This is a genomic window from Frankia sp. AiPs1, from assembly GCF_023716945.1.
GTDB lineage: Bacteria > Actinomycetota > Actinomycetes > Frankiales > Frankiaceae > Frankia.
In genome coordinates this window covers 1-10,562 of sequence record NZ_JAMQQF010000184.1, presented here as the reverse complement: position 1 = coordinate 10,562, position 10,562 = coordinate 1, and the positions used below count along the sequence as shown (strand labels likewise).

General features: G+C 74.4%; 9 protein-coding genes and 1 pseudogene. 4 read left to right on the top strand and 6 right to left on the bottom strand.

The features are described from left to right. A pseudogene (locus tag ND748_RS16790) lies at positions 1 to 899 on the top strand (hypothetical protein); the annotation flags it as partial. A 43-nt stretch (positions 900 to 942) separates the two neighbouring features. Here the strand turns inward: ND748_RS16790 and ND748_RS16785 are convergent. The 4 genes from ND748_RS16785 to ND748_RS16770 form a co-directional block, all read right to left on the bottom strand. After that, positions 943 to 1,413: a hypothetical protein gene (locus tag ND748_RS16785; protein ID WP_251746742.1), complete on the bottom strand. Its 471-nt coding sequence runs from the start codon at positions 1,411 to 1,413 to the stop codon at positions 943 to 945. 310 nt (positions 1,414 to 1,723) lie between these two features. Beyond that, the gene (locus ND748_RS16780; RefSeq protein WP_374215947.1) at positions 1,724 to 3,121 is read right to left on the bottom strand and encodes a winged helix-turn-helix domain-containing protein; all 1,398 of its coding nucleotides are present in this window, start codon (positions 3,119 to 3,121) and stop codon (positions 1,724 to 1,726) included. A gap of 120 nt (positions 3,122 to 3,241) precedes the next feature. Continuing rightward, positions 3,242 to 4,222 carry a zinc-binding dehydrogenase gene (locus ND748_RS16775; protein ID WP_251746740.1) on the bottom strand — a complete coding sequence of 327 codons (981 nt, stop codon included), beginning with the start codon at positions 4,220 to 4,222 and terminating at the stop codon, positions 3,242 to 3,244. A gap of 213 nt (positions 4,223 to 4,435) precedes the next feature. After that, positions 4,436 to 4,957, bottom strand: coding sequence for an NUDIX hydrolase (locus ND748_RS16770; RefSeq protein WP_251746739.1), 522 nt, complete (start codon positions 4,955 to 4,957; stop codon positions 4,436 to 4,438). Between the two features lie 237 nt (positions 4,958 to 5,194). Between ND748_RS16770 and ND748_RS16765 the strand changes: the two genes are divergently transcribed. The 3 genes from ND748_RS16765 to ND748_RS16755 all read left to right on the top strand — a co-directional run bounded on the left by ND748_RS16765 (position 5,195) and on the right by ND748_RS16755 (position 7,594). After that, positions 5,195 to 5,602, top strand: coding sequence for a molybdopterin-binding protein (locus tag ND748_RS16765; protein ID WP_044883345.1), 408 nt, complete (start codon positions 5,195 to 5,197; stop codon positions 5,600 to 5,602). Positions 5,603 to 5,774: 172 nt separating this feature from the next. Then, positions 5,775 to 6,839, top strand: coding sequence for an ABC transporter permease (locus ND748_RS16760; protein WP_251746738.1), 1,065 nt, complete (start codon positions 5,775 to 5,777; stop codon positions 6,837 to 6,839). Beyond that, complete coding sequence (locus ND748_RS16755) at positions 6,836 to 7,594, top strand: ABC transporter ATP-binding protein (RefSeq protein ID WP_251746737.1); 759 nt, start codon at positions 6,836 to 6,838, stop codon at positions 7,592 to 7,594. Before ND748_RS16760 ends, ND748_RS16755 begins: the two co-directional genes overlap by 4 nt. Before the next feature lie 39 nt (positions 7,595 to 7,633). Here the strand turns inward: ND748_RS16755 and ND748_RS16750 are convergent, their stop codons facing one another. Further along, positions 7,634 to 8,572 (bottom strand): DUF1918 domain-containing protein, encoded by a 939-nt coding sequence (locus ND748_RS16750; RefSeq protein ID WP_251746736.1) that lies wholly within the window; start codon positions 8,570 to 8,572, stop codon positions 7,634 to 7,636. 119 nt (positions 8,573 to 8,691) lie between these two features. Next, positions 8,692 to 10,146 (bottom strand): phosphoribosyltransferase family protein, encoded by a 1,455-nt coding sequence (locus ND748_RS16745; RefSeq protein ID WP_251746735.1) that lies wholly within the window; start codon positions 10,144 to 10,146, stop codon positions 8,692 to 8,694. Between the last annotated feature and the right edge of the window lie 416 nt (positions 10,147 to 10,562).

Below are 10,562 nucleotides of genomic sequence, written 5' to 3'. Positions count from 1 at the left end.
CCGCGGGGCTGGGCGGCGCCAACGACGACGTGACCACCGGTGCGCAGGCCCCCCTGCACGAGAATCGCTCCGGGGACAGCGCGGCCGGGAGCCGATCCGCCGACCGGGTCGCGCCCGCGCCGGCGCACCCGTCCGCCGCACCCGCACCGGCAGACTCCACCGACTCCATCCGTCCCGACGTCCCCGCCGATTCCGCCGAGGCGGGCACCGGTGCCCCGACCGGCCCCGACGGCAGGGCCGCGCTCGCGCCGACCGAGTACGAGCAGCAGGAGGACCTCGCGGCCGAGGACTTCGCGCTGCACACGTTGCGGCTCGCCGCGGCCAGCCGGGCCGGGGATGCCGGCGCGGCTGGCGCGGCACTCGTCTCGGGCGATCGTCATCCCGCGCCAGGCGCCGGGCAGCCCGCGGTGAGCGCCCCGAACCCGGCCGTCCAGGCACCCCCGGGGCTCCTGGTCACCCCCCTCACGCCGACGGAGCGACCCGCCGCGCAGCCTTCGACGTCCCGGGTCACCGCACCCACGGGGCAGCCTGGAGCGGCCACGTCGGGTACTGCCGGCGCGGGCCGCGTTGCGGCGGTACCTGTGGCCGCAGCGGGGCTGGCGGACGTGGGCGGCGGTGCGGCCCTGGCTGCCCGACCGGCCCAGGCGCAGCAGGCACCCCCGCGGACCCAGGTCCAGAACCAGCCGTCGGGCCAGGGCCAGCCGAGCCAGCCGCAAGGCCAGAGCCAGCCCCAGAGTCAGCGCGGGGCGGGGACGCAGGCCCAGAGCCAGCCACAGAGTCAGCCAGGGACGCAGGCCCAGGCGCAACCGCCGGCCGCCGGGACCGCCGGCGCCCCGGCCGGACCCAAGAGCGGTCTTACCCCGGTTCAGGTGAGCGTCGTCCCGCTCACCCCCCGCTGACGGTGCCGCCGGCCGGCCGGTGGACCCAGACCTCGGCGCCGGGCTACGCCGGGCGACGCACGGCGCCGGCCGGCCAGATGATTCTTACCGGCCGACGCTGTAACCGAGCGTAGTCGACCACGTCGGCCGTGCCTCCGGAGCCCCGGGCCGGCAGACCGTCCCAGACCGCGATGATCCAGTCTGAGTCGTCGACGAGAACCCGGCTCGCTGCCATCAGGCTGGTCGGGTCCGGGGTCGGCCGGTCCTGCCGACGAACCTCGGCGGAGCAGCGGAGCAGCCGGTCGAAGTCCGGGCGATGCGCGGCGGGTTGGAAATCGCGGTACCCGTCCGCCGGGATCACGGAGATCAGCCGGCCGCCGAGGGCGAGGACCACGTCGGCGACGATGGTGTCCGCGCCGTCGGCGAGGCAGGTGATCCCGGCGAAGCCTGCGTCGGCGAGGGGCGCGAGCAGCCGGCGCGCCTGCCCGGCGACGTAGCTGGCCTGATTTTCGGTGAGCCCCCGGTGGCCTGTCACGCCGACTACGACCACGCCGTCACCCCGTCCGACGACGGCCCGCGAACAGACAGGTGAACCGGCTCGCGCCGCTCGGCACCGACATCGGCACCGACGTCGGCTTCGAAGGCCACCATTGAAAATCCAGGCCGCCCATGGGGTTGTGACCGGACGGGTTTCGCGTTCCCTGATCTTGACAGTCGGGGTGGGCAGGTGCGGACATGATCGTGAAAGTCGAGGTCGTGCCCGGCAGCATGGTGCGGTTCCGCGGAACACCAGGCGTCGGGCTCGGGGCCGGCGCTCGCGGACGAACGCGCCATCGTGTCTCCGCTCAGCCGACCGCGCCGAGGGCCGCGACCGCTCGGGTCAGTGCGGGGGCCAGCGTCCCGTTCGCGACGACCTCGATGCGGTCGAGGCCCAACCAACCGGCGAGCGCGGCGAGTTCGGCGGCGAGCTCGCCGGCAACCGTCGCCGGACTGCCCAGATCCGGACCGTCCGACGCCGAGCCCCCCGGGCCCGCACCGTCCAGCTCCCGACCGGCCGCGACGACCGACGACCGACCCGACTGACCTGACCGACCCGAACTGACCGGACCAACCGGACCAACCGGACGGCGTGGGGTCGGGATGTCCGAGCCGGGATCGGCTTCGTGCCAGGCTGCCGCGACCCGCAGGACCCTCGCCGCCCGGTCCGCCTTGAGGTCGACCCGGGCCGCGAGCCGATCCCCGAGCAGAAAGGGGAGCACGTAGTAGCCGTACCGCCGCTTCGGCGCGGGCGTGTAGAGCTCCAGGACCAGATCCATCCCGAACAGGCGGCGGGTGCGGGCACGCTCCCAGACCAGCGGGTCGAAGGGGGATAGCAGGGCACGAGCGGCGGCCCGGCGGGCGATGGTGAGCTCCGGGCGGGTGTATGCCCGCGCGGACCAGCCGGCGACCCCCACCGCCATCAGCTCCCCGTTCTCCACCAGCTCGGCGAGGCGGGGCCTGGCCACCGCGGCAGGCAGCCGGAAGTAGTCGGCGAGGTCACCGGCGGTCGCCACCCCGAGGCGGTCGGCGGCGTGGCCGAGCAGGATCCGGACGGCCTCGTGCGGGTCGGGGGTCGGCAGGCCGAGAACGGCCGGCGGGATGACCCGCTCCGGTGCGTCGTAGACCCGCTCGAAGGATGCCCGGCGGCCGGCGACGCAGAGTTGGCCCGTCCACATGAGGTACTCCATGGCCCGCTTGCCGTCCGCCCATCCCCACCAGCCCCCACCGCCGCGACCGGGTTCGGCCAGGTCGGCGGCGGCGAGTGGGCCGCGGTCACGAACCTGGGCCAGTGCGTCGGCCACGTAGTCGGCGCGCTCCCGGCCGAACGCCGCTATCCCCCGCCACATGCCCTCGCCGGCCAGCGCCGCCGCCGCCCGCCAGCGGAACAACGGTTCCCAGGCGATCGGGACCAGCGAGGCCTCGTGCGCCCAGTACTCGTAGGCGTACCGCTCGACCCGGACGAGCCGGTCGAACATCTCCCGGGAGTACGGCCCCAACCGCGACCAGCCGGGCAGGTAGTGCGCCCGGGCCAGCACGTTCACCGAGTCGATCTGCACGACCCCGACCTGGGCGAACAGGCCCCGCAGGTGTCGACGATCGAGCCGGCCGGTCGGCCGCGGACGGGCCAGCCCCTGGGCCGCGAGGGCGGCCCGGCGCGCCTGGGATCCGGTCAGCAGCGCCAGTGCATCGCCCGTCCCTCGCACCGCCACCGCCGCAACACTACGACCTCCCCCCGCTCCGAACCGGGCTCGGGCCGGTTCGGAGCGATCAGGCGATCAGGCGATCAGGCGATCAGGCGATCAGGCGATCAGGCGATCAGGCGATCAGGCGATCAGGACGACTTTGCCGGCCGTCGCACGGCTCTCCAGGGCGGCATGCGCGGCCGCGGCCTCGGCCAGCGGGAAGGTCTGCACGGCTGGTACCAGGGTGCCGGCGGCCGCGGCAGCGAGCGCCGCCTCCTCCAGCGCGGCCAGCCCGCCGGGCCGGCGGAACATGCGCGGGCCGAGGACGGACGCGACGAGCAGTCCACGCTCCATCACGTCTGCGGTGGTGATGACAGTGGGCGACCCGGCCGACCAGCCGAACGTGTAGTAGCGGCCGACCGGGCCGATCAGCTCCAGGGCGGCGCGGCCGGCGGCGCCGCCCACCCCGTCCAGCGTCACGGTCACGGCGCGGCCGTCGAGGGCGGTCCGGACGACGTCCGGCCAGGCGGGGAGGGTGTAGTCGACGGCGATGTCGGCGCCGAGGCGCCGCGCCGCGGCGATCTTCACGGCTCCCCCGGCGACGGCGACGACGGTCGCCCCGACGTCGCGGGCCGCCTGGATGAGCAGGCTGCCGATGCCGCCGGCCGCGGCGGTGATCAGGACGATGTCCTCGGCGGTCAGCTCGGCGACGTCGAGGATGCCGATCGTGGTGCGCCCGGTACCGATCATCGCTACGGCGGCGGAGGCGTCGAGGCCGGGCGGGATGGGATGGACGCTGTCCACGTCGCGGACGGCAAGCTGGGCGTATCCCTGGCCGGTCAGGCCGAGATGGGCGACGACACGCCGGCCGAGCCACCCCTCGTCGACGCCCGGCCCGACGGCGTCGACCGTGCCGGCGACCTCCCGCCCCGGGATGGTCGGCAGCTCGGGGCGCTGGAACGGGCCGCCGGCCGAGCCCTGCCGCAGGATGGTGTCGACCAGGTGTACGCCGGCCGCGGCCACCGCGACGCGCACCTGGCCGGCCGCCGGCACCGGATCGTCGACCTGCTCGTAGCGGAGGTTGCCCGCCGGGCCGAACTCGTGCAGCCGGACTGCATACATGATCTGTCCTCCAGGTCGTCGTCGGGGCCAGGTGGCCACGGGCCGCATCGATGCACCCACGAAGCGGCGCCGGCCCGGGACCGAACGCTAGAACCTGAAGTCGGATTGAGGTCAACCATGCCGTGAAATCGACCCCGCCGTGAAATCGACTACGCCGTGAAACCAACTGCGCCGTGAAACCACCTGCGCTCTGCGGCCGAGTACGCCCCGCGGTCAGCGGCCGCTCGCCCCGTACCAGGCCGGTCGGGCGTGCAGCAGCCACTCGGGGATGAGCTGACGCAGGGTGGCGGGACGCAGATCCAGATCGGGGAGGCTCACGAGAGACGCCGAGACGATGTCCAGGTCGTCGAGCCTGGTGCCGAACTCACCGGCCCAGGACCGGTCGACCGCGAAGACGACGTCGAGCACCCCGACCCGCTCGCCGCGCTCGATCGCGGTTCCCTCGAGGCAGCCGGCGAACGTGACATGGTCGAGATCGATGCCGGCCTGCTCGTCGAGCAGGCGGCGCAACGCCCCCTGCACCGTCTCGCCGGCCCCGACCCGGCCACCGAGCAGGTGGAACGACGTCTGGCCGCGTTCGTTGGCGAGCAGGATCCGGTCACCCTCGACGAGCAGCGCGCGGACGTTGATCCGCACCGGCGCCGCGACCGGATCCGTGGGGTCGACGGCCGGGCCGCCGGCGGTGCTGGTGGCGGTGCTGGTGGCGGTGGCGAACGGGCGAGCGGACGGTGTCACGGGCGCTCCAGGGACGGGGATCGGCGGACGGACGACCTCCGCATGGTGCCCCGTCGGGGCGGATGCTTGGGCGCCAACCGGTCATCCCGCCGGGGGCGGGTCGGCCGAGGCCACGAACGGGCCGGTCCCGTCGCACCGGAGGAACGCCGCGTACGCGGAAGAAACGCCGCGGAAATCACCGCAAATTCGGGTTATGCGCATCGAACTCGCCGAAGCTACCGGGCTACCATCACAAGCATGCCGAGATTCCGGATCAGTGAGGCGGCAGCGCTGCTCGGTGTCAGTGACGACACCATCCGCCGATGGGCGGACAGCGGCCGACTTCCAACTGTCCTTGACGACGCCGGTCGCCGGGCGATCGAGGGCGCCAACCTGGCCGAGTTCGCCAAGGATATGGCAGGAGACCAGACCAGTACAGCAACGCCCGTCGTCGCCGAGTCCGCCCGCAACCGATTCCCCGGGATCATCACCAGGGTCACCCGGGACACGGTGATGGCCCAGGTCGAGATCCAGGCCGGCCCGCACCGGCTGGTCTCCCTGATGAGTCGGGAGGCCGCCGACGAACTCGGGCTCGAACCCGGCGTCCTCGCGGTGGGCGCGGTGAAGTCAACCAACGTCGTCATCGAGATGCCCGACCGCCGCTGACCGCCCACCGGCCAGGTCGCGCGAGTGGCCCGCTTCGGCGACGAATCACCTGCGCCGCAAGGGATCCCCACCGTAGCGGATCACCTGCTCTGTAGGCGATCACCTGCTCTGTAAGCGATCACCTGCTCTGTAAGCGTCACCAGAGTCACCAGGGAGAGGGGCCGCGCCGGCGATGACGAGTCCAGGTGATGCCTCGCTCCCGTGGGCCGCGCCGGCGCAGCGGGCCGTGACCGGATGGCGGTTGGCACTACGCTCCCGGAACCGGTCGAGGGGCGGCTCCCCGGGCGCGCCGGAGAGCCTGGTCGCCGGTCCGGACCGTGGCCTGGACCGCGATCCGGACCGGACGCCCCGGCTGCGGGTGACGGGCCGCACCGCCCGCCGGGAGACCCGCCGCCGGGCGCCGTGGGCGCTGTGGGTGCCCGGGGCGGTCGCCGCGTTGTTCCTGCTCCTGCCGCTCGTCGGCCTGCTCGTCCGGGCCCCCTGGTCCGGGCTGCCCGATCTGATCACCGAGCACAGCGTCCGCGAGGCACTGCTGCTGTCGCTGGAGACCGCCACCGCGGCGACGGTGTTGTCGCTGGTGTTCGGCATTCCGCTCGCCTGGCTGCTGGCCCGGACCAGATTCCCGGGCCGCTCCCTGCTCCGGGCGCTGGTCACCCTGCCGCTGGTGCTGCCGCCCGTCGTCGGCGGCGTGGCGCTGCTGCTCGCCCTGGGCCGGCGCGGCATCGTCGGGCAGCACCTGGACGACTGGTTCGGGATCACCCTGCCGTTCACCACCGCCGGAGTGGTGATCGCGCAGACCTTCGTGGCGATGCCCTTCCTCGTCGTCTCGGTCGAGGGCGCGCTGAACAGCGCCGATCGCCGCTTCGAGGACGCCGCCGCCACTCTCGGCGCAGGCCCCTGGACGACGTTCCGCCGGGTGACCGTCCCGCTGGTCGCGCCCGCCGTCGCCGCCGGGGCCGCGCTGTGCTGGGCCCGGGCCCTCGGCGAGTTCGGCGCGACGATCACCTTCGCCGGCAACTTCCCCGGCACCACCACGACGATGCCGCTGGCCGTCTACCTGGCGTTGGAGACGGACGCCGACGCCGCCATCGCGCTGTCCCTCGTCCTGCTCGCCGTCTGCGTCGCGGTGCTGCTGGCGCTGCGCGCGCGGTGGTTCCCGGGCGCCCGGCGGCTGCTGCGCAGCCGGTCGTCCCGGCCGACACCGGTGACCGTAGGCCCCGAGGGTGGCCTCGGGTGACCGCCGGCACGCCGAACACCACGCCCGCCGACCCCGCCGACCCGGCCGATCCCGCCGACCCGGCCGCGGGCTGGTCCGCGCCGGCGGCGGAGACCAGCGGCCTCGATGCCCGGGTGACGGTACGGCGCGGCCAGTTCGTCCTTGCCGTCGACGTTCAGGTCGCCCGGGGGGAGACGGTCGCCGTCCTCGGCCGCAGCGGTGCCGGCAAGAGCACCCTGCTACGCACGCTGGCCGGGCTGCTCCCGCTCGACGAGGGACGGATAACCCTGGCCGGGCAGGTCCTCGACGACCCCGCGCAACGCCGCTTCGTCCCGTCCGAGCGCCGCCCGGTGGGCGTTGTCTTCCAGGACTACCTGCTGTTCCCCCACCTGCGCGCCCGCGACAACGTGGCGTTCGGAGTGCGGGCCCGCCTCGGCCAGGGCCGCCGGCACGCCCGCGACCGGGCGGACTCGTGGCTGGAGCGGTTCGGAATCGGCGAACTCGGCGACCGCCGCCCCGGCGCCCTGTCCGGCGGCCAGAGCCAGCGGGTGGCACTCGCCCGCGCGCTGGCCACGGAACCCCGCCTGCTGCTGCTCGACGAGCCGCTGGCCGCCCTGGACAGCGCGACCCGGGGGGAGGTCCGCGCGTTCCTGCGCACGGTCCTGCCCACGTTGTCCGCACCCGTGCTGATCGTCACGCACGACCCGACCGACGCCGAGGTCCTCGCCGACCGCACGATCGCCTTCGAGGCCGGCCAGGTGGTGGCCAGGGCCTGACCCGCGGCCGGTTCGGCCGGAACCCCGAACCGTCTCGGGCTAGCGGATGCCGTCGGCGGCGGACCTCTCATCGCAGCGGCGGACCTCCGCGTCCGGGCCGGGGTACACGAAGCTGACGTGCCCCGTGTCGGACCAACGCACGGCGAACGGCGGGTCGCCCGCGTCCGTCCGCGCCTCGCAGATCTCCCCGAGCCGGTCCGGCGCCCGCGGGATGTGGCTGTGAACCACCAGGGTGTCGCCGGGGTGGGCGTGCAGTGCAGTACGCCGGCGGGCGGGCGCGGCGAAACCATCCATGCGGACGACCACCGTCGTCCCCCCGCCCGCGCTGGCCCCGGTCGTCATCGCCGCCGTCGCCGCCGTCATCGCCGCCGCCGTCGTGGCCGCCGTCGTCGTGGCGGTCATCGCCGTGCCCCGTCCCGCCACGACCGGCGCCGCCGCCTCGCGGTGCGGGGCAAACGCCTCCTCGCACAGCGGATGCACCAGGTCGGCGATCTCCCGCTCGCTGCGGATCAACAGATCGTCGACGGAGACCAGGCCGACGATGCGCCGGCCGTCCAGCACCGGCAGCCGCCGGATCGCATGATCCCGAAAGATCTCGTAGGCCCGTTCGACGCCCATGCCGGCGGGCACGGTGATGACCTCGGTGGTCATCAACGCGTCGATGCGGCCGTCCGGCCCGATCCCCCGCGCCACCCCGCGCAGGACGATGTCACGGTCGGTCACAATGCCGACCAGTCGGTCCCCGACCTGCGGGTCCCCGACCGGCTCGTCATGGTCGACCTGCCGATCCCCGACGTGCTCGCCATCGTCGACCTGCCGGGCATAATCGATCTGCCGGGCATCGACCTGCCGGGCATCGTCGACGACGAGTAGCGCGCCGACGCCCGTTCGCCCCATCTTCCGGGCCGCCTCGCTGATCGTGGTGGCTCTCGCCACGGTCACCGGCGGCCCGCTGACCACCGAACCGATGTAGGCCATCCCTGCCCCTCTCCGCCCGACGCCCCGCCCGGGTGGGCCATGCGCTCCCCTTGACGTCATTCCCCCGTTTCGAGGAGCACGCACACGATTACGCACAGGTGCCTGACGGAGGAGGCCGGTCAGGCCCGGGATGCGTGGCCCAGCAGGGTGAGGTGGTCGACAAACCAGTCCCGGGCGAGCGCGGCCACCCGCTCCAACGCGCCCGGCTCGCCGAACAGATGCGTCGCGCCCGGCACGATCTCCAGTCGACTCGCGCTGCCGGTGAGCCGCTCCCGCGCCCGCCGATTGAGCTCGAGGACCTGTTCATCGAGACCGCCGACGACGAGCAGGGTCGGCGCCCGCACCGCCGGCAACGCATCCCAGGCCAGGTCCGGCCGGCCGCCCCGGGAGACGACGGCGGCGACGTCGAGAGTGGGTTGCCGGGCAGCCTCGGCCGCGGCCGACAGCGCCGCCGCGGCGCCGGTGCTCGCGCCGAAGTAGCCCAGCGGTAGCGCGGCGGTCGCAGGCACCTCCCGCAGCCAGGCGGTCGCGGCCAGCAGGCGCCGGGCGAGCAGGCCGATGTCGAACACGTTCCCGACGTCGCGCTCCTCGTCCGGGGTCAACAGGTCGAACAGCAGCGTGGCCAGCCCCGCGGACGCCAGTGTGTCGGCGACGAAGCGGTTGCGCGGGCTGCTGCGACTGCTGCCGCTGCCGTGCGCGAAGACGACCACCCCGCCCGGCTGCGGGGGCACGGTCAGCCGCCCGGCGAGCCGCACCAGCTCCGCGGGAATCGACACCTCCTCGACCCACCCCGACATCTCCTCGGCCCGACCCGCCCCCAGTCCGACCCGACCCGCACCCGCACCCGCTCCCGGCCCCTCGCCGTCGCGGGCACCCCCCGCGTGGGCGATCTCTCCCGAGCCGATATCGCGGCTCCCGTTCGCGCCCCCCGGATGGCGGGCTGCGGCCCGGCGCAGCAGCAGATCGGTGACCTCCTCATCGGGGGTCTGATCGAAGTCGGCGTAGAACTCGCCGATACCGAAGAAGCTTGCCGGCTCCTGGACGCAGATCACCTCGTCGGCCTGCCCGCGCAGCCAGTCGGCGCGGTCACGCCCGGCGACAGGGGCGGCGAGCACGATTCGCTGTGCCCCCTGGGCCCGGACGACCTGGCAGGCGGCCAGCGCCGTCGAACCGGTCGCGATCCCGTCGTCGACGATGACCACCGTGCGGCCGGCGAGGGGGACCCGCGGCCGGCCGGCTCGGAAACGCCGGGCGCGCCGCTCCAGCTCGGCCGCCTCCCGCGCCTCGACCTCGGCGAACCCGTCCGGACCGACGTTGGCCAGCCGCAGGGTCTCCTCGTTGACGACCCGCACCCCGCCCTCGGCGATCGCGCCCATGGCGAGCTCGGGCTGGAACGGCACACCGATCTTGCGGACGAGAATCACGTCCAGTGGTGCATCCAGGGCCCGCGCCACCTCGTATCCGACGGGGACCCCGCCGCGGGGCAGCCCCACGACGACGACGTTCTGGCCGCGCAGGTGGGCCAGCCGGGCGGCAAGCTGCCGGCCCGCGTCCACCCGACTGTTGAAGATCACGACTGTCTCACCGTCCCCCGTTCGGACCGGACGTCTCTAGCCCTCGTGATTCCCGGGAAGGCCGGGTTCGATCCGCCCCTGGGCCACATCCACCTCGCCCGCTCACACCGCCCGCTCACATCGCCCGCTCGGGCCGCACCGAGTCCGACGCCCGTGGGCCGGCGGCCAGCGATCCGATGGGTGGGCCGGCCGCTCGGGCCGCACCGAGTCCGACGCCCGCGGAGCAGCGCCACCAACCCGGCACCCCCTGCTCGGGCCAGCCAGCCGGCCGACGCCGGTCCCGCCGCGCGCCGTGGCCGCCGGGCAGGCGTCAAACGCCGCCCGCCTTGCCAGGCTGGCATGGCGGAATGCCCGCAAGCGGGTCGGTCGCGCGATCCGTCGGCCCGAACCACGGCGGCCAGCGGTCACCCCCGGTC